The organism is Streptomyces sp. GD-15H (assembly GCF_045291515.1).
GTDB lineage: Bacteria > Actinomycetota > Actinomycetes > Streptomycetales > Streptomycetaceae > Streptomyces.
On record NZ_CP149447.1, the window covers coordinates 8163668 to 8181994 of the forward strand.

General features: G+C 70.0%; 14 protein-coding genes and 4 pseudogenes. 5 read left to right on the forward strand and 13 right to left on the reverse strand.

The features are described from left to right. Positions 1 to 121: 121 nt before the first annotated feature. A complete protein-coding gene (locus tag WJ438_RS38720) occupies positions 122 to 421 on the forward strand; it encodes a hypothetical protein (protein WP_406729280.1) in 300 nt (99 codons plus the stop codon). Positions 422 to 438: 17 nt separating this feature from the next. Here the strand turns inward: WJ438_RS38720 and WJ438_RS38725 are convergent, their stop codons facing one another. The 7 genes and pseudogenes from WJ438_RS38725 to WJ438_RS38755 all read right to left on the reverse strand — a co-directional run bounded on the left by WJ438_RS38725 (position 439) and on the right by WJ438_RS38755 (position 6571). Beyond that, entirely contained in the window at positions 439 to 1230 is a 792-nt protein-coding gene (locus tag WJ438_RS38725; protein WP_406729281.1) for an enoyl-CoA hydratase/isomerase family protein, read from the reverse strand. After that, positions 1227 to 2513, reverse strand: coding sequence for a cytochrome P450 (locus WJ438_RS38730; RefSeq protein WP_406729282.1), 1287 nt, complete (start codon positions 2511 to 2513; stop codon positions 1227 to 1229). Before WJ438_RS38730 ends, WJ438_RS38725 begins: the two co-directional genes overlap by 4 nt. A 102-nt stretch (positions 2514 to 2615) precedes the next feature. After that, positions 2616 to 3916: pseudogene (locus tag WJ438_RS38735) on the reverse strand (cytochrome P450). Between the two features lie 103 nt (positions 3917 to 4019). Further along, complete coding sequence (locus WJ438_RS38740; RefSeq protein WP_406729283.1) at positions 4020 to 4622, reverse strand: GTP-binding protein; 603 nt, start codon at positions 4620 to 4622, stop codon at positions 4020 to 4022. Then, the gene (locus WJ438_RS38745; protein ID WP_406729284.1) at positions 4597 to 4971 is read right to left on the reverse strand and encodes a DUF742 domain-containing protein; all 375 of its coding nucleotides are present in this window, start codon (positions 4969 to 4971) and stop codon (positions 4597 to 4599) included. Before WJ438_RS38745 ends, WJ438_RS38740 begins: the two co-directional genes overlap by 26 nt. After that, entirely contained in the window at positions 4968 to 5369 is a 402-nt protein-coding gene (locus WJ438_RS38750; RefSeq protein ID WP_406729285.1) for a roadblock/LC7 domain-containing protein, read from the reverse strand. Before WJ438_RS38750 ends, WJ438_RS38745 begins: the two co-directional genes overlap by 4 nt. After that, positions 5366 to 6571 (reverse strand): ATP-binding protein, encoded by a 1206-nt coding sequence (locus WJ438_RS38755; RefSeq protein ID WP_406729286.1) that lies wholly within the window; start codon positions 6569 to 6571, stop codon positions 5366 to 5368. The genes WJ438_RS38750 and WJ438_RS38755 overlap by 4 nt, the downstream gene beginning before the upstream one ends. Before the next feature lie 378 nt (positions 6572 to 6949). Between WJ438_RS38755 and WJ438_RS38760 the strand changes: the two are divergent. Next, positions 6950 to 7692: pseudogene (locus WJ438_RS38760) on the forward strand (class I SAM-dependent DNA methyltransferase). Positions 7693 to 7818: 126 nt separating this feature from the next. Here WJ438_RS38760 and WJ438_RS38765 read toward each other — a convergent pair. The 3 genes from WJ438_RS38765 to WJ438_RS38775 all read right to left on the reverse strand — a co-directional run bounded on the left by WJ438_RS38765 (position 7819) and on the right by WJ438_RS38775 (position 9859). Further along, on the reverse strand, positions 7819 to 8394 hold the full coding sequence (locus WJ438_RS38765) for a TerD family protein (RefSeq protein ID WP_406729287.1): 576 nt from the start codon (positions 8392 to 8394) through the stop codon (positions 7819 to 7821). Between the two features lie 85 nt (positions 8395 to 8479). Next, complete coding sequence (locus tag WJ438_RS38770) at positions 8480 to 8746, reverse strand: GlsB/YeaQ/YmgE family stress response membrane protein (protein ID WP_406729288.1); 267 nt, start codon at positions 8744 to 8746, stop codon at positions 8480 to 8482. Between the two features lie 108 nt (positions 8747 to 8854). Beyond that, complete coding sequence (locus tag WJ438_RS38775) at positions 8855 to 9859, reverse strand: sporulation protein (protein ID WP_406729289.1); 1005 nt, start codon at positions 9857 to 9859, stop codon at positions 8855 to 8857. 357 nt (positions 9860 to 10216) lie between these two features. On the opposite strand from WJ438_RS38775, the gene WJ438_RS38780 reads away from it, so the two are divergent. After that, complete coding sequence (locus tag WJ438_RS38780; protein WP_406729290.1) at positions 10217 to 11368, forward strand: acyltransferase family protein; 1152 nt, start codon at positions 10217 to 10219, stop codon at positions 11366 to 11368. Between the two features lie 119 nt (positions 11369 to 11487). Here the strand turns inward: WJ438_RS38780 and WJ438_RS38785 are convergent, their stop codons facing one another. The 3 genes from WJ438_RS38785 to WJ438_RS38795 form a co-directional block, all read right to left on the reverse strand. Further along, entirely contained in the window at positions 11488 to 12240 is a 753-nt protein-coding gene (locus WJ438_RS38785; protein WP_406729291.1) for a cation transporting ATPase C-terminal domain-containing protein, read from the reverse strand. Positions 12241 to 12353: 113 nt separating this feature from the next. Further along, positions 12354 to 14255 (reverse strand): cation-translocating P-type ATPase, encoded by a 1902-nt coding sequence (locus tag WJ438_RS38790; protein WP_406729292.1) that lies wholly within the window; start codon positions 14253 to 14255, stop codon positions 12354 to 12356. A 127-nt stretch (positions 14256 to 14382) separates the two neighbouring features. Beyond that, complete coding sequence (locus WJ438_RS38795; RefSeq protein ID WP_406729293.1) at positions 14383 to 15180, reverse strand: VOC family protein; 798 nt, start codon at positions 15178 to 15180, stop codon at positions 14383 to 14385. A 1043-nt stretch (positions 15181 to 16223) separates the two neighbouring features. On the opposite strand from WJ438_RS38795, the pseudogene WJ438_RS38800 reads away from it, so the two are divergent. Both WJ438_RS38800 and WJ438_RS38805 read left to right on the forward strand, forming a co-directional pair. After that, positions 16224 to 17089, forward strand: a pseudogene (locus WJ438_RS38800) (RNA-guided endonuclease InsQ/TnpB family protein); the annotation flags it as partial. Positions 17090 to 17092: 3 nt separating this feature from the next. Continuing rightward, a pseudogene (locus WJ438_RS38805) lies at positions 17093 to 18258 on the forward strand (glycoside hydrolase family 1 protein); the annotation flags it as partial. Positions 18259 to 18327 lie beyond the last annotated feature (69 nt).

Below are 18327 nucleotides of genomic sequence, written 5' to 3' on the forward strand. Positions count from 1 at the left end.
ATGACCGACCTTGTCCTCCCCAGGACGCGCCACCACGCCACGCGGTTGCGGGCCTGCCGGCAGCCCTCGGGCAGTTGGGTCACCTTCCGACGGACCGCCGGAGAGCGACGTCCACCGGCAGGTGGCGATCGCGTCCGGCTCCGGGGCCGGCGCCTCCTCCGCCGACGTCGCGAAACTGACCGCCTGCGTCGTCGACCGGACCCCCGACAAGATTCCTCGGTTCCCAAAGGGCGCGGCCCGCGTGACCGCCGCGCCGGGAACCATTCCGGTGCCGCCGGCCAGCCTGCCGGGCGTCCAGACGCTGGACATCCCCGCCCGCCTGGTTGGGATCGAGGCGACCGCAGTGCTCGACCGAAACAGCCCGGCCCGGCGGAACCCACCACAAGGCCCCCGGAAGTCGGCGTGCTCCGGGGGCCGGTGACGCTGTGAAGGGCGTGATCAGCGGGTCGTACGCATGTGGTGCACTTCGCTGGCGACCGCCGCCATCAGTTCGGGATCCAGGACCGACGCGTCGGCGAGGCGGGTCGAGGCGGTCAGGGAGTTCAGCAGCGTCTTGGTGACCCGCACAGCGGGCAACGAGCGCCGCAGGAGCGGTTTGGCCCACTCGTCGACCGCGTCGTCGAGTGCGTCCTCGGGCACGACCCGTTGCAGGATCGACAGACCGAGGGCCTCCTGGGCGGGGAGGGGGCGTCCGGTGAGGACGAGTTCGCGCACGGACGCGGCTCCGACCTCGCTGATCAGCCGCGGCAGCAGGCCGCCCCACGCCGTGGGCAGGCCGAGGGCGAGTTCGGGCAGCCGGAAGGTCGCGGTGTCGGCCCCCACCCGCAGATCGCAGGCGAGGGCGAGGGCGAAGCCGGCGCCGATGGCCCTGCCCTGGACGCGGGCGATGGTGACGGCGGAGTGGGACGTCAGCGCGTCGCACACCCGCCGGGCCTTGACGCCGGATACACGGATGCCGTTGCCGGTGGCGTCGTGGGCGAGGTGCCCGGCGAACTCGTCGCGGTCCCCGCCGAGGCAGAAGTCCTGCCCGGCGCCGGTCATCACCAGGACGCGTACCGAGGGATCCTGGTCGTCCAGCACGGTGAGCAGGTCGTCCAGCATGGCCTCGCTGACGACGTTGCCCTGCTCGGGAACGTTCAACTCGATGGTGAGGACAGGGCCCTGCCGGTGGGTGCGCAGGGTCTTCAGTATCCGGTCGTCGGGGTCGCCGGACAGGAACAGGGCGTTCATATCGTCACTTTCAGGGAGGTGATGCGGCGGAAGACGACACGGGTGGTGTCGTACGCGGGAGGTGCGACGGACCGCAACGTGGGGAAGCGTTCCAGCAGTTGGACGAGGAGTTCATGTGCCTCGAGCCGTGCGAGAGCCGCTCCGAGGCAGTAGTGCGCACCTCCGCCGAAGGTGAGGTGCCCTCCGTTGCGCAGGATGTCGAAGGTACCGGGGTCCGGATTGCGGCGCGGGTCGTGGGCGGCGGAACCGTACAGGACGTGGACGGTGGTGTCCTTCGCGATGGGCACGCCCGCGAGGAGGGTGTCGTCGGCGGCGATACGGGAGTTGACGAACACGGGCGGGTCGTAGCGCAGCGTCTCCTCGATCGCGTCGTCGATGTGGTCGGGGTGCTGCCGCAGCCAGGCGGCACGCGACGGGTCCTGGGTCAGTAGCCGGACGGCGTTCGTCATCAGGACGGCGCTGGTCTCCAGGGAGGCGATGGTGATGAACATCGTCAGGTCGTAGACCACCTGGTCCGCCGCGGCCCGGTCGTCCGGGTACTGGGCGTCCCAGTAGTGGATCCAGCCGGTGAGGACATCGTTGCCGGGGTGGGCGCGCCGGTGCCGGATGAGCTCGGTGAAGTAGGCCCGCATCTCCAGGGTGGCCTGGGCCGATATCGCGAGTTCGCTCTTGGTGGGGAGCAACTCCTGTGCGTAGACCTGCCGGTGGGTGAAGTTCAGGATGTGCGCGTAGTCGTCCGGGTCGAGGCCGAGCCACTGGCCGACGGTGCGGATGGGCAACTGCTCACCGACGACGGTGCCGAAGTCCGCCTCGCCGTCGGCGTTGAGCCGGTCCGCGAGTTCGTCGAGGAGACCGGAGACGAGAGCGGCGATCTGGGGGCGCAGGCGTTCGATCGAGGAGCGGTCGAAGGGGTTGCCCAGGGCCCGTCGCTGGCAGGTGTGGGCGGGGGCGTTGAGACGGGGCAGGGTTCTGGTCATTTCGCGGGTGGCGGGGGCTTCCCAGCGTTTCTGGTCGGGCTGGCGTTCCTGCCAGGCGAAGTCCGGGACGAGCCAGTTCCTGCCACGCAGGACCTGGCTGCACGCCTCGAATCCGGTGACGAAGTAGCCGCCCCAGGGGGCGCGTACGACGTCTCCCATGGAACGCAGCGCCTCCCAGACGGGAAGCGGGTTGGCCTGTCCTTCACTCGAACGCAGTCGACGGAGGAGGGAGATGACGGCTCGGCGGTCCGTGTTACTGGCGCCGGGGATGGTGCTGGTGCCACGTATTTCGCCAACGGCGGTCACGCGAAGCTCCTTTGGCTGGGCGCTGCCGGTACCGCCGGAACCTACCCTTCCACCCTCCTCCGTCATGCGCCTCAGAGTGTTGCTCCTGTCACATGCCGTGCATCAGACGCGGAAGACATCGAGGAAGCTGCTCCAGAAGCCCTTCCTCCGGCCCGAGTTCTGCCGTGCCGGGGCGGACTGGGTCACGGGCAGCGGCTGCTCCGCACCGGCCGACGCGGCCCGGTGCTGGAGGGCCGCCGCCATGCGCGTGGCCGGCGACGGACTGAACGTCGCCGGCAGGGACACCAGCGCGCGGTGGAACGGCCCCGGCCGCCACTGCAGTTCCTCCTGCGGTACGGCCAGGGTCAGGTCGGGCAGCGCGTTGAGCAACCGCTCGATCGCGGTGATCGCGATGACCTGCGCCGGGTCCTTGGCGGGGCAGGCGTGCGGGCCGGCCCCCACGCCAGGTGGGCACCCCTGCTGCGGGTGCGGCGGGCCTCGGCGAGCGCGGGATCGCTGTTGGCGCCCGCGAAGGAGATGACGACCGGGGTGTTGGCCTCCACCACATGGCCGCCGAGATCGACGTCCTGGACCGGGTAGTGGGTCGCGTAGTTGGCGATGGGGGTCTCGTTCCACAGCACGTGATCGAGTGCCTCCTCGATCAGCATGCCGCTCTGCCGGCCGCCCGCGCCGGACAGCAACAGCACCAGGGCGTTGCCGATGAGGTTGCGCTCGGGTTCCACCCCGGCGCCCATCAGCATCACCAGCTGGTCCTTGAGCTCCTCGTCGGTGAGCCCGGCCGGATGCTGGATCAGCCAGGAGGTGATGTCGTCACCGGGCTGGCGCCGCTTGAGGGCGATCAGCTCCATGAGGCAGGCGGTGAGGTCCTCGTTGGCGCGCAGGGCGTCCTTGCCGTCGAAGATCGCCGCCATCGAGGTGGTGAGGGTGTCACCGATGTCCGCGGGGCAGCCGAAGAGCTTGTTGAACAGCAGCAACGGCAGCAGCTTGGCGTAGTCGTTGAGCAGGTCGGCGCGGCCCCGCTCGCTGAACTGGTCGAGGAGGTAGTCGGCGATCGGCTCGACGTCGCGGCGGACCCGGGTGATGTTGAGCTGGGCCAGGCTGTCGGTGACCGCCTTGCGCAGCCGCAGGTGCACCGCGCCGTCGGTGAACAGGCAGTTGGGCCGGTACGCCATCATCGGCAGCACCGGGTTGTCCATCCCGATGCGTCCCTCGTTGAGGGCCTTCCAACGGCGGGCGTCGCGGGCGAAGAGGTCGGTGTTCTGCAGGACGCGCAGTGCCATCTCGTGCCCGACGACCAGCGTGGCGTCCGCGCCCGGGGCGAGTTCGACCGGACCGGCCGGGGCGTGGGCGCGCAGCTGGTGGTAGAGCGCTTGCGGGTCGGCGGCGAACGAGGCGTCGTGCATGGGGCATCTGCTGCCCGTGGGCGCAGACGTCGGCTGAAGATCCATGAAGTATTCCTTGGTGGTCCGGGAACCGCGGTTCCCGGGTGGGGTGGGCGCGTGACGGTCAGGCGGCGCGCTCGAGCAGATGCCGGACCAGCGCGATCAGTGCCTTCGCGGAGGACTGCTGGTCACGGGCGTCGCAGTAGACGACGGGAGTGTCCGGCAGCAGGTCGAGCGCCTCACGCACCTCTGCTTCGCTGTATGTGGTGGACGGGTCGAAGGTGTTGACGGCGATGGCGTACTCCAGGCCGTACCCCTCGACGAGGTCGATGACGGGGAAGGTCTCCTCCAGCCGTGCGGGGTCGACCAGGAGCAGGGCTCCCAGCGCACCGCGCGCCATGTCCTCCCACAGCTGCATGAAGCGCTGCTGTCCCGGCGTGCCGAACAGGTACAGCACGAGGTCTTCGCTCAGCGTGAGACGACCGAAGTCCAGGGCGACCGTGGTGGTGGTCTTGTCCGTCACGCCCCGCAGGTCGTCGACGTGGACGGAGGCCTGGGTCATCTTCTCCTCGGTGCGCAGCGGAGTGATCTCCGACAGCGAACTGATGAGAGTCGTCTTGCCCACGGCGAAATGCCCGACGACCAGGATCTTCGCGGCGTTGGTCACCGCGTTGGAGACGTAGATGGAGCCCTGGGCCGTCTCAGCTGATGAGGGATTGGAGTCCATGCAGAACCTTCTCGAGGGTCGCTCTGTCAACGTTCTGGGCCTGCGGCGGTTCGGCGCGGTGCAGCAGGTGCCCCTGCTCGAACAGGTCGGTCAGCAGCAGGCGGGCCACTCCGACCGGTAGACCGAGGTGGCCTGCCACCTCGGCCACCGACAGGTAGCCCCCCGCGCACAGGTCCCAGATCGCCGTCACTTCGGGCCCGGCCCCGAGCGGGAGGGTCCGCTCGGGAGCCAGCGTGACGAGGGTGTGCAATGCAAGATCGTCCGAAGACGGCAGGCTCCGGCCGCCAGTGATGACGTAGGAGCGGACGAAGTCGCTGGAGACGGACTCTTCCTCGCCGGGAACCGTCATGAGCCGACACCGTGGTCCGCGCGTGGCGCCACGCTCATCGCCTTGCTCAGTGCCGCCACCGTCTTCTGCATGCGGAACGACACGGCTTCCATGTCGACGTCCGGAGCCGCCGAGACGGCCAGGTAGGCGCCCTGCCCGGCGGCACTCAGGAAGATCCAGCCGCCGTCGTACTCCAGCAGCGTCTGCTTCCAGAGGCCGTTCCCCGCTCCGACGAAACCGGCGACCGCCCGGCTGAGGGACTGCATGGAGCTCATGGCGGCGGCGTTCGTTTCCGCGTCGTCGCGCGAGATGTCGTCCGAACGCTGAAGCAGCAGGCCGTCACCCGAGACGAGCACGGCGTGACGGGCACCGCGCACCTCGAGCACGTCGTTCAGCACCCACGACAGGTCGGTGTTCACTGCTGATCAGGTCCTTCCATGGTGTTCGTGATCCGACCGAGTTGTGTGCCCCGGGCGAACGCCCCGAGGCGTGACGCGGTCACCTCGCTGGCCGGTTCGGAGATCTGCCCGTCGACATCGGCCGTGTCGTCCGGCGCGGGCACCACCGAGATCGGACCCTGCCGCCGGCGCCGCTTGGGAAGTCCGCCGTTCGTCTTGCCCACCACATGGGAGGGGCCCACCGGAACAGGAGCCAGCCGCTGCGGGGCGGCCTCCGGGCTCACGGCCTCCTGTACGGGCTCGGCGGGTGCGGGCGCGTCGGCGGCCAGGAGACTTTCCGGTACACGGATCACTGCACGCACTCCGCCGTAGGGGGACACCGAGCCGACGGAGACGGAGAAGCCGTACCGCGCGGCGAGCATGCCGCACACCGCGAACCCGAAACGGGGCGGATCGCCCAGACCGGTGATGTCGACCGCACCGTTGGCCGACAGCAGGGCCGCCGCCCGGTCCTTGGTCTCCTGGTCCATGCCCAGGCCGGCATCGTCGACGATGAAGCACACACCCGTCGGCACGGCCTGGATGTTGACCTCGACCGGGGTGCCCGGAGCACTGTAGGTGGTCGCGTTGTCCAGCAGCTCGGCCAGCACGACGGCCACCGGTTCGACGGCCTTGGCGGAGACGGAGACGCTGACCTGTGCGTGGATGCCGACCCGGTCGAAGTCCTTGATCCGTCCCTGGGCGCTGCGCGCCACGTCGTACACGGTCGCCACACCGTCACGCCGACCCAGCCAGCCACCGCACAGGACCGAGATGCCCTTGGCCCGGCGGCCGAACTGGCTGCCGGTGTGGTCCACCGACATCAGGTCGGCGAGGACCTCGGTGTCGTTGCCGTATTTCTTCAGCAGGCCGTCCAGCAGGAGCTGCTGTTCCTCGGCGAGGGACTGCAGCGTTCCCATCGCCGACTTCAGTACGGCTTTGGTCGACGACTCGGCATCCGCGCGGACGTCGGCCAGGTCGACCTGGTGCCGTGCGTTGAGTGTGGCGATGTGCCCCTGCTGCTGGGCGAGCTGGCCCTGGGCCTGACCCAGGTCCGATTCCAGGTCCTTCCTCGTTCTGCGGAGCGCCAGGTTGGTTCTCCGTGCCCTCATCACTGCGAACGCCGCAGCGATGAGCACTACCAGCAAGATCCACAACAATGGATCCCTGATCAATGACGTCATGAGACTCTCTTCAAGTCGCATCGTGCCGGGAGCGCGGATGGTCCACCGATCCGACCTGAGGATCCCGGCCGTCGAACGGCTCGAACCCACGGGCGGACCACACCTCACACCTTGGCGACGGGGCCTTAGAGACTGTCCCCCGTACGCGTTCATGACGCGCCGTCAGTCTACTGAAAGTTCGATGATCTTATCAGGTGCATATGCACAAAATGCTCGCCCTCCTCCTCACTTGGTGACCCTCACCAGACCCTCACACGCCCGCCTTCCAGAGGCCATTGAAGTGGAACGCGGCGGCGCGGGACGGGCCGGGCCACGGGGTGAGACCGACCCTGAGGAATCCGGTGGACAACTTATGGGTCGCCGGTGAATGGTGGCGGCATGCAGCAGGAGGAGATCTGGGACGCCGACACCGCACAGCGTTACGACACGCCGGGCACCGGCATGTTCGCACCCGAGACCCTGGAACCGGCCGTCGACCGGCTCGTCGGCCTCGCCGGGGACGGAGCGGCGCTCGAGTTCGCCGTCGGGACCGGCAGGGTGGCGGTCCCCCTCGCCGAGCGGGGAGTGCCGGTCACCGGCATCGAACTGTCCGTCCCCATGGTGGAGCGGTTGCGGACCAAGGCGGACGAGGCGACGATCCCGGTGGTCATCGGTGACATGGCGACCGCCGTCGCGCCGGGGGAGTACAGCCTCGTCTACCTCGTCTACAACACCCTCTCCAACCTGCTCACGCAGGCCGAGCAGGTCGAGTGCTTCCGCAACGCCGCCCGCCACCTCGTCCCCGGTGGCCGATTCGTGATCGAGCTCTGGGTGCCGGAGCTGCGCAAGCTCCCCCGGGCCAGGAGGCCACGGTCTGGCAGTCCGAGCCCGGCTACATTGGCCTGGACACGTACGACATCCTGCGTCAGCAGGTGGTGTCACACCACTTCCGGTTCGACGGGACGCAGCAGGCGCGGCTGTTCCGCAGCCCCCACCGCTACATCTGGCCGGCCGAACTCGACCTCATGGCCCAGCTGGCCGGCTTCGGACTGGAGACCAGGCACGAGGACTGGGCCGGGGCCCCCTTCACCGCCGAGTCACGCTCCCACGTCTCGGTCTACCGCATCCCGCCCGCTCGGTGACCCGGCTTCGGACGTCGAGGACGCCCGTGTCCCGCCCGGCCCCGAGCGCTCCATGTTCCTCGGCCGGAGAGCACCGCGCCCGGCCGGCCCGCACGGGGCCGGCCGGGCGGTTGGTCCGGCAGGGTGTCAGACGTTGACGCCGAAGTCGGCGGCGATTCCGGAGAGCCCGGAGGCGTACCCCTGGCCGACGGCGCGGAACTTCCACTCGGCGCCGTGGCGGTACAGCTCGCCGAAGACCATGGCCGTCTCGGTGGAGGCGTCCTCCGAGAGGTCGTAGCGGGCGATCTCCTGATTGTTCGCCTGGTTGACGACGCGGATGAAGGCGTTGCGGACCTGGCCGAAGCTCTGGCCGCGGTTCTCGGCGTCGTGGATCGACACCGGGAACACGATCTTGTCGACCTCGGCGGGCACGCCGGCCAGGTTCACCTTGACGGTCTCGTCGTCGCCCTCGCCCTCACCGGTGAGGTTGTCACCGGTGTGCTCCACAGAACCGTCCGGGCTCTTCAGGTTGTTGTAGAAGACGAAGTGCTGGTCGGACGGGACCTTGCCGGAGGCGTCGAGCACCAGCGCGGAGGCGTCGAGGTCGTAGTCGGTGCCGGTGGTCGTGCGGACGTCCCAGCCGAGGCCGACCAGGACCGCGGTCAGACCCGGGGCCTCCTTGCTGAGAGAGACGTTGCCGCCCTTGGACAGGGAAACTCCCACTGCGTACTCCTTCTTGGTTGTCCTTGATTGTTCTCGGTCGTGCCGGGCCGGCCTGGGCGGGCCGCGTCAGGTTCGTGCGGGCCGCTCAGTCGCGCGAGTTGCCGAAGAGGACGCGGTAGCCGATGAGGAGGACGAGCGCGCCGACGACGGCCGAGCCCCAGGTGGCGGGGTCGAAGAACTCCCGCTGCACCGTGCGGCCCAGCAACTGCGACGACAGCCAGCCGCCCAGGAAGGCCCCCGCGATGCCGATGACCGTCGTGCCGATGAGCCCGCCCGGATCGCGTCCGGGCAGGATGGCCTTGGCCACTGCCCCTGCGAGCAGCCCCAGCGCAAGCCATGCGATGACGCCCATGTCCACCCACTCCTTGTCTGTCGCGTCCGTGCGTCGGCAGCTTATCTTCTACAAATATGTAGAAAGCGGGGGGTGGGGTGCCGTGCGGTGCTCGGGGATCGAACTCGGTCAGTCCTCGTCCTCTCCTTCGTCCTCGTCGCCCTCGAAGAAATCCCCGACCTCGTCGACGACTGCGGCCGCGACCATGCCGCCGACGACACCGACGGCGAGCCCGGCCGCACCCGCCGCGACGACGGTCCCCATACCGGGGCCGGAGCGGTGGCCGCCGTGGTGGTGTTCGTCGTACGCGTAGTGGCTGCCGTGCCCGCCGTGCCCGTGGTCGGCGTACGCGCCGTACGGGGCCCGGTGCTCCACGAGCCGGCGCATCCAGTCGTCGACGACGGCGTTCCAGTCCTGGTGCTCGACGCCGTCGTGGGAGACGGTGAACCGGTTGACCGCGTCGTGGCCGGAGGAGAAGAGCCTGCCGCGCTTGTCCGCCTCCAGGACGACCTCCATGCCGTCGGGGCCGGCGAGGAACGTCACCTCGATCTCGTTGACCCGGTGGGCGTACTGCGGGGCCGGGGTCAGCTCGATCTCCTGGTAGAAGGGCAGCTGCTGGCCGGTGCCGCCGATGCGGCCGTACTCGAGGTCGGCGGACTTGAAGCCGAAGCCCAGCCCGCCGAACGCCTCGAGGACCGCCTCCTGCACGGGGAGGGGGCCGACGTTCAGCCGGTCCAGGTCGCCCTTGTCCCTGGCGCCCGCCACGGCGAGCTCGGTACGCACGCCCAGGACGATGCCGAGGCCCTGACCGTGCAGCTCGGTGAGGGGCGTCTCCCAGGGCAGCATCATGGAGAACGGCACGCTGTGCGCCGCGCCCGCGGCGAGCCGGAAGCCGCCGCCCACGGTGAATCGCTCGAAGGCGACGACGCCTTCGCTCTCGCCCTCCTCGTGCTCGGCCTCGACGCGGGCCACCAGCTCCAGCGTGATGTGCTCGATGTCGAAGTCGGCGTCTCCGCCCTTGAGGTGGACCTGCCCGGTCAGCGCGGCTCCGGGCCGGGGCGCACCGGGGTCGAGGACCGTGTCGACCGTGGGGCCACCCACTCCGAGCGAACCGAGCAGTCGTTTGAACACCATCGCGGCGTTCACTCCTTCACGTGCGATTGTTCCGTAGGCGCGGTGCCGCACACCCCCGCGGGCATCCGGCAAGGGCCTTCTACAAGCACGTAGAAGCATAGAACGGTGGCGATCGAGGAGGGGGGCGCTGAGTGCCCCCACGGCGTGAATGGCCGAAAGTGGGCACCCGTGGTGTGGGCGGATTCCGCGGGCCCGGGAGCCGGGGGTGTACGCGCTCGCAACGGTGACAAGACCACGGGTCCGGGTTTACCCCGGCGTCCGCCACGGTTACGGTTTCCCGAGTCGTCACTCTCGTGTCACATACGCAACTCCCGTAAGAGGTGTTCTGCTCTGTCTGGGTTCCCGAAGGAAGGAATCGTGAACGAAACGCTGCCCTCGCGCAGCCCCGGGGAGACGGACGGGCCACCGACGACGCCTGACGGGACGGCGCCGGCCACGGGGGCGCCCCGCGCCGCCACCGCGCCGACCGAGGCGCGGGCCCGGTCGGCGAAACCGCGGGACGCGCTCTTCGACAACGCCAAATACCTGGCCATCGTGCTGGTGGCGGTCGGTCACGCATGGGAACCGCTGCGCAGCGAGAGCCGCACCGTCACTGCCTTCTACACGCTTGTCTACGCCTTCCACATGCCGGCGTTCATCGTCATCTCCGGCTACTTCTCACGCGGCTTCGACTGGAGCGCCGGACGGATCAAGCGTCTGGTCACCGGTGTCGCCGTGCCCTACGTCGTCTTCGAGGTGGCGTACACCTTCTTCACCCGGTGGAGCGACGGCAAGCCGGACCGCTCGATCAGCCTGCTGGACCCCCTGTATCTGACCTGGTTCCTGGCCGCGCTGTTCATCTGGCGACTGACCACCCCGATCTGGCGGTCCGTGCGGTGGCCGCTGCCCCTCGCCCTGACCATCGCGGCACTGGCCACCCTCGCCCCGTCCCTCGGCAAGGACCTCGACCTCCACCGCACTCTGCAGTTCCTGCCCTACTTCGTGCTCGGTCTGTCCCTCAGGCCGGAGCACTTCGAAGTGGTGCGGCGCCGTCAGGTGCGCATCCTGGCCGTACCGGTCTTCCTCGGCGCGCTGGTCATGGCGTACTGGGCCGTGACGCGGATGAACTACGCCTGGTTCTTCCACAACTCCAGTGCCGAAGATCTCGCGGCACCCGCCTGGTACGGGCCCGTCATGACGCTGGCGATCTTCGGCTGCTCGACGGTCCTGGTCGCCTGCTTCCTCGCCCTCGTTCCGCGACGCCGGACGTGGTACACCGCGCTGGGCACCGGCACGCTGTACGGCTACCTGCTGCACGGCTTCGTCATCCAGGCCGCCAACCACTGGCACTGGTCCCGCAACGACTGGTTCCACCGCCCGCTCGGCGCGATCACCGTCACCGTCGTCGCCGCCGTGGTCGTGACCGTACTGTGCACGGCGCCGGTGCGGCGGGTCTTCCGGGCCGTGTTCGAGCCGAGAATGGACTGGGCCTTCCGGCGGCGGGAACCGGCACCACCGAGATCCGGGTGAAGCCCGAGGGGCGCCGAGCTCACAAGCTCGGCGCCCCTCGCGTTCGGGCGTCCCGCGGGCGCGCAGACTCCGCGGGACGCGGCAGACAGGGCCACGTGGTCGTACCGCTCGCCGTGCCGTCAGGCCGTCCGGCGGGATGGCGGCCGCGTGGCGGTGACGCGTGCGCGGCGGGCTCGGGCGCGCAGTACGGTCTTGAGTACTTCCCCGGTCCAGAGGATGGCGGAGCCGACGGCCGCACATGCCAGCCACTGGCCGGGGGTGAGGTCGGTCGTGGTGAAGAAGCCGTGCAGGGCGTCCGTCTCGACGATGAGCACGAGCAGGACGATCACAGCGGCGGTGGCGACGAACGCGGAGGTGTTCTGCAGCGTCTCCCGGCTGAACACGCTGCGGGTGTCGTGCCGCACATTGAGCAGGTTGAAGACCTGGAAGAACACGAAGGTGACGAAGGCCATCGTGCCCGCCACGGTCGCCACTCCCAGCTCCGCCTCCGGCCCGGGGGCCCAGATGAGCACCGCGAGGGTGCCGACCGCCATCACCGTGCTCGCCAGGAGGATCCGGGCGAGGCGTGGTCGGCTGAGGATGCGTTCGCCGGCCCGGCGGGGCGGCCGGCTCATCGCATCCGGGTCGACCGGGTCGACGCCCAGGGACATGGCCGGCGGACCGTCCATGACCAGGTTCACGAACAGGATCTGCAGGGCGGTGAACGGTGCCCCGCCGGCCAGACCGGTCAGCGAAGCGATCAGGAACGTGGCGACGAAGCCCAGGGCGGTGGAGACCTGGAACCGGGTGAACTTCACGATGTTGTCGTAGATGCCCCGGCCTTCGCGGACGGCGGACACGATGGTGGCGAAGTTGTCGTCGGTCAGCACCATCGTGCCAGGCCTCCTTGGTGACCTCCGTCCCGGTGACGCCCATGGCCACCCCGATGTCGGCCTTGCGCAGCGCGGGTGCGTCGTTGACCCCGTCTCCGGTCATCGCGACCACATCACCGCGGTCCTGCAACGCCCGGACGATACGGATCTTGTGCTCGGGGGACACCCGGGCGACGACGCCCACCTCGTCCAGGCCAGGCCAGCACGGCGTCGTCATCGACACGGTCCAACTCGGCGCCCGTCACCGCTTCTCCGGGGATGCCGAGCTCGCGGGCGATGGCGCCTGCGGTCACCGCGTGGTCGCCGGTGATCATCCGGACCCGGATTCCGGCGTCCCTGCACTCGGCGATGGCCGCGCGCGCCTCGGGACGTGGCGGGTCGACGATGCCCACCAGCGCCGTCAGAACGATCCGGTCGAGGAGGTCCTTGGGGTCCTCGGGAGCCTGGAACCCATCGGCCGGGAAATCCTCCATCCCCAGCGCCATCACCCGCATGCCCTGCTCGGCCAGGGAGGCGTTGCCCTCGTCGAACCGCCGCCGTGCCGCCTCGTCGAACGGCAGGAGCCCCTCGTCGCCGAGGTAGCGGTCCGCGCGGTCCGCGAGGACGTCGGGGGCACCCTTGACGCAGCATCGGATCACCGCACGCCCGGAATCGTCCGTCCAGTCGTGGAAGGTCGCCATGAACTTGTAGTCGGAGTCGAAGGGGATCTCCAGACGTCGTGGCCGCTCCTGACGCAGCCCGGCCACGTCGATGCCGCCCTTCTCGGCCAGTACGACCAGGGCGCCCTCGGTCGGGTCGCCCACGACCTGACCGTCGCGGATCACGGCGTCGGTGCACAGGGCCATCGAGATCAGCGCGTGGTCCAGGGTCGCCGGCACCGGCTGCCCGTCGGTGGTGCGGATCCGCCCCTCGGTGGAGTACCCCTCGCCGGACAGGGTGAGCCGGCGGCTGGCCAACAGCAGCTCCCGCGCCGTCATCTGGTTCAGCGTCAGCGTGCCGGTCTTGTCCGTGCAGATCTGGGTGGTGCTGCCGAGGGTTTCCACCGATGCCAGCTTCTTGACGATCGCGCCCTTCTTGGCCATCCGGCCGGTGCCCATCGCGAGGGTGAACGCGACCACCGCGGGCAGCCCTTCGGGGATGGCGGCGACCGCGAGCGACACGGCGCTGACGAACAGCTCGCCGAAGTCCTGTCGGCGCACCAGGCCGAGGACGAAGACGAGGGCGATGACCAGCCCGGCGACCAGTGCGAGGGTGCGGCTGAGCGTGTCGATCTGGCGCTGCAGCGGAGTCGGTCCCGGCTGGGCCTGGTGCAGCATGTGGGCAATACGGCCGGTCTCGGTGCTCATGCCGGTGGCGGTGACCGTGACCTCGCCGCGGCCGCGGGTGACGGCGGTGTTCATGAACACCGCCGTCACCCGGTCGGCCAACGGGGCGTCCGGCGCGACCTCGGCGTCCGCGTCCTTCGCCACGGCCAGGGCCTCACCGGTCAGGACGGACTCCTGCACCTCCAGGGACGCCGACGTCAGCAGCCTGCCGTCCGCCGGCACCCGGTCACCCGGTGCCAGGGTGATCACGTCCCCGGGGACCAGTTCACTGGCGGCCAGTTGCAGCAGCCGCCCGTCGCGGCGGACGGTGGCACGGGTCACCGTCATCTCCCGCAGGGCGTCCAGGGCCGCCTCGGCCCGGTACTCCTGCACGAACCCGATCGTCGCGTTGAGCAGTACCACCACCGCGATCGCGATCGGTGTCTCCCACTCCCGGGACACCACCAGGCTGACCACGGCGGCCACCAGCAGAATGATGATCAGCAGATCCTGGAACTGCCGCAGGAAGGCCCGCCAGCGGGGCTCTCGCGGAGCCTCGTCCAACTGGTTCGGCCCGTGCTCCATGAGCCGCCGCGCCGCCTCGTCGGACAACAGCCCCGCACCTGGTTCCACCTCGAGCCGGTCGGTGACATCGGTGGTGGGCAAAGCATGCCAGGCCGGTGGTGTGGCGGAGGTGTTGAAAGGCAACATCGCTCCATTCTCCACGCGGCCGTGCAACCGGGCATGCGCGTGAGGTCAGGTGCTCGGCCCTGCCGCTGCCTGCCCGATGCCCCCCAAGGCCTGCCTGCGCGCCCCTAGTTCGAGCCATGACCGTGATTCAGCTCTCCGCCGGGGTGAGCACCACGAAATCCGCGTTCCAGGGGTCGAGGCAGACGGCGAGCCGGCCGACGCCTTCCGCGTCCTCCGGGCCCATCTGCACACTGCCGCCGTTGTCCGTGACCGCCGTGACCGCGGCGTCGCAGTCGGCGATGGCGAAGACGGGATGCCAGTACGGGCGTCCGCCGGTCAGGGCGAGGTTCTCCTCGGCCAGCTCCATCACGCCGCCGTGCATACGCTCCTCGGGAAGCCCGGCGGGGATGATGAGGGAGTACGTGCCCCCGCCGCCCGGCAGTTCCATGTCGCTGAACTGCCAGCCGAAGACACCGCCGTAGAACTCCTTGGCGGCCGCCGCGTCGCTTGTGTACAGCTCGGTCCAGGACAGCGAGCCCGGCTGGTCCACCAGCTCGACGCCCTTGCTCGTGCCCGGCTGCCAGACCGCGAACTGGCCTCCCATCGGATCGCTGTACTGGGCCATCCGGCCCCACTCGTCGAGGTCCGTCGCAGCCACCCGCACCGTACCGCCGCCGCGCCGCACGGCCTGGGTCGCGGCGTCCGCGTCGTCGACGCGGTAGTAGATCATCCAGGCGGGCCGCGCACCCTCCTCGGTGAGCTTCCCGAGCCCGGCGACGATCTTGCCGTCCTTCCGGAACATCCCGCCTTCCATGTCCTCGCCCTCACCCATGGACTCGTAGTCCCAGCCGAGCACCGCGCCGTAGAAGGCCGCGGCGGCCCGGACATCGGGAGTGCCGAGGTCCAGCCAGCACGGGGAACCAGGGGCGAACTCATTGGTGATCACGACGAATTCCTTTCGCTGTTCCGCGTGATTCCATGTGATCTCAGAGTGACATGCGCCACTGACAACCGCCCCTCAGCCGCCCTGCCGCACTCCGGGGCCGGCTCCACCCGCTCCGGTGTTCCGGAACCGCACGACATGCGGGCGACGGACGGCGGCGCAGGGCACATCGCGCCGAACGGGCCCGCGACACAGGGCCGTTCGGCCGACGAGCCCGGACCTCCGGCATGCCGCGCGGAGAGGTGCCGGGCATCAGGATGAGGGGTGTCAGGAACCGTCCGGACCCGTCCGGATCCATCCGGGCCGTCCCCGAAGGGGGCACCTGGTTTCTTGCGGGGAGGCCCCGGCGTTCGCGCAGGGGAAGAATCACATCCCGCGTCGGCGATGCGGAGCGTCGCCGCACCAGGCCCCCCGGGGCACCCTGACGGCCGACCCGGCGAAGCCGGGCGAGTGCGAACGTGCGTGCTCTGGTTCGCGGGTCGGGGTGATCGTGACGGAAGGGGCATGCGGGTGTGCGGGGCCCGTACGTACGGTCAGTTGGTCGGATTCGGCTGATCGGGACGGAGGCGGGGGGTGTGGCGGTGGTACGGAAGGCCTGGGAGGCGGCGGGGCACGCCCGGTACACGTACCGGTTGCGGGTGTCGGCTACGGCCCGGGCCGGGCTGGCGGGGGAGCGGGGGCGGTGCCGGTGGCTGTGGAACGGGTGCGTGGCCCGTTCCAGGAAGGCTTAGTACTCCAGCCGTAGATCGTACAGACCGAGCACATCATGCACCCATGCCGTCTGGTAAGCGATCTCAACATCGTGCGGATACTGCTTCGTCAATATCAACAGCTGCTCCCGGGCCTGCGCACTCTGCCCCTGCCGGCGCAGCCGTATCGCCTGTGACAGCGCCGCATCCCGCGCGTGAGCACCGTTCGTGGCGCCTCACGCTGACACAACACGGCTCGGGCAGTAAACGGCCACCCGCTGTAGTTGCTCAACACATCGAGTCAGCGATTCATCGCCTGCTAGCAACGACTCGATCTGCGCGGCCTCTTATGCCGAGGGGGAGGAGTGCGGTCCGGCCCGGCTGGATGGAATGCTGACCCGGGCCCGCGCGGCGACACCCTGGCTGGCGGCGGGCGCCTCGGTGCCGCAGCAGCAGATCATCCGCGCCTTCGCCAAGGCCCGGGCGAAGGCGCGGAAGGACTTCAAGGACCGGCTGCCCGTGAGGCGGCGGGCGGCCCTGCCGAAACACAGAAGGAAGCGTGGAGCTGATCCGATCCTGAACTACACGCGGCGTGGCTTCCGCCTCAAAGGCGGGCGGCTGCACCTGGCGGGCGGGATCGTCCCGACCGTGGTGTGGTCGCGTCCGCTCTCGGCCGAACCCTCCTCGGTGCGGGTCTACCGCGACCACCTCGGGCACTGGTACACCTTGTTCGTCGTCCCCGCCGAGTCCAGCCGCTCCCGCCGACCGGCGCGGTGATCGGCATCGACTGGGGCGTGCGGGAGACCGCCACCACCACCTCCGACGCCCACGACCTCCCGCACACCCGGCACGGCCACAAGGCCCGGGCGAAGCTGACCCGCTACGCCCGGATGACGGTCCGCCGCAGGCCCGCCAGGGGCCAGGCCGCCTCGAAGGGCTACCGGGAGGCGAAGCGGTGGCGGGTGAAGACCTACGCGAGGATCGCCCGGCAGCGGCAGGACACCGCCCGAATGGGGTCTCCCCTGCTCGGAGCTTGTCGGAGAGCTTGGGGAAGGGTGAAGAAGGTCGTGCGCGACCATGCTGTGCTCGCGGTGGAGGACTTCCGGCCCACGGTCCTCGCCCGCACCAGCAGGGCCCGCAAGGCGACCGACGCGGCGATCGGCGCCACCAAGCGGGCCCTGCTCGAGAGGGGCCGCAAGCACGGGCGGGACGTGCGTCTGGTGCTCCGCTTCTCCCTGGCCTGGGCCCGGATCCAGCCCACCGGCCGCGGTCCCGCCATCCAGAAGGACCTGGACTTCTACCGGCGCCTCGTCGACGACCTGCTGGACAAGGGCTTCCGGCCCATCGCCACCCTCTACCACTGGGACCTGCCGCAGGAGTTGGAGGACGCCGGAGGCTGGCCCGAGCATGCCACGGCCGAGCGGGTCGCCGCCCTCGCCGCGGACGCCCTCGGCGACCGGGTGAAGACCTGGAACACCCTCGACGAGCCCTGGTGCAGCGCCTTCCTCGGCTATGGCTCCGGAGTGCACGCCCCCGGCCGCACCGACCCGGTCGACGCCCTGCGCGCGGCCCACCACCTCAACCTGGGCCACAGCCTGGCCGTCCAGGCCCTACGTGACCGCCTCGCCGCCGACGCCCAGTGCTCGGTCACGCTTAACATCCACCACGTCCGCCCGCTCACCGGCAGTGACGCCGACGCCGACGCGGTCCGCCGGATCGACGCGCTCGCTAACCGGGTCTTCACCGGCCCGATGCTGCAGGGCGCCCACCCGGAGAACTTGCTCAAGGACACCGCGGCACTGACCGACTGGTCCTTCATGAGGGACGGCGACCTCCAGCAGATCCACCAGCCGCTGGACTTCCTCGGCGTCAATTACCACACACCCACCCTGTCTCCGAGGCCGACGGCAGCGGTACCCACACCTCCGACGGGCACGGCAGGAGCCCGCACAGCCCCTGGCCGGGCGCCGACCGGGTCGCCTTCCACCAGCCGCCCGGCGACACCACCGCCATGGGCTGGGCCGTCGACCCCACCGGCCTGTACGACCTGCTGCGGCGGCTGGCGTCCGACTTCCCGAAGCTGCCGCTGGTCATCACCGAGAACGGCGCGGCGTTCGACGGCTACGCCGACCCCGCAGGACAGGTCAACGACCCCGACCGGATCGCCTACGTGCGCGGCCACCTGGCCGCCGTCCACCGGGCCATCGCCGACGGCGCGGACGTGCGCGGCTACTTCCTGTGGTCGCTGCTGGACAATTTCGAGTGGGCCCACGGCTACGGCAAGCGTTTCGGCGCCGTGCACGTGGACTACCCGACCGGCACCCGCATCCCGAAAGCCAGCGCCCGCTGGTACTCCGAGGTGGTCCGCAGCGGGGTCCTGCCCGGCACCTGACCGGACCCGGCGGTGCACGCCATGCCGATGACCACCGCGCTGTTTGCCGAGGGTCAAGTGGCCCCTGGT

What these genes read in the sequence shown, in the direction of transcription:
- WJ438_RS38790 (WP_406729292.1), bottom strand. Translation starts at nt 14,255, where the DNA reads ATGTTGCCTTTCAACACCTCCGCCACACCACCGGCCTGGCATGCTTTG.
- WJ438_RS38740 (WP_406729283.1), bottom strand. Translation starts at nt 4,622, where the DNA reads ATGGACTCCAATCCCTCATCAGCTGAGACGGCCCAGGGCTCCATCTAC.
- WJ438_RS38745 (WP_406729284.1), bottom strand. Translation starts at nt 4,971, where the DNA reads ATGACGGTTCCCGGCGAGGAAGAGTCCGTCTCCAGCGACTTCGTCCGC.
- WJ438_RS38770 (WP_406729288.1), bottom strand. Translation starts at nt 8,746, where the DNA reads ATGGGCGTCATCGCATGGCTTGCGCTGGGGCTGCTCGCAGGGGCAGTG.
- WJ438_RS38775 (WP_406729289.1), bottom strand. Translation starts at nt 9,859, where the DNA reads ATGGTGTTCAAACGACTGCTCGGTTCGCTCGGAGTGGGTGGCCCCACG.
- WJ438_RS38755 (WP_406729286.1), bottom strand. Translation starts at nt 6,571, where the DNA reads ATGACGTCATTGATCAGGGATCCATTGTTGTGGATCTTGCTGGTAGTG.
- WJ438_RS38785 (WP_406729291.1), bottom strand. Translation starts at nt 12,240, where the DNA reads ATGGTGCTGACCGACGACAACTTCGCCACCATCGTGTCCGCCGTCCGC.
- WJ438_RS38725 (WP_406729281.1), bottom strand. Translation starts at nt 1,230, where the DNA reads ATGAACGCCCTGTTCCTGTCCGGCGACCCCGACGACCGGATACTGAAG.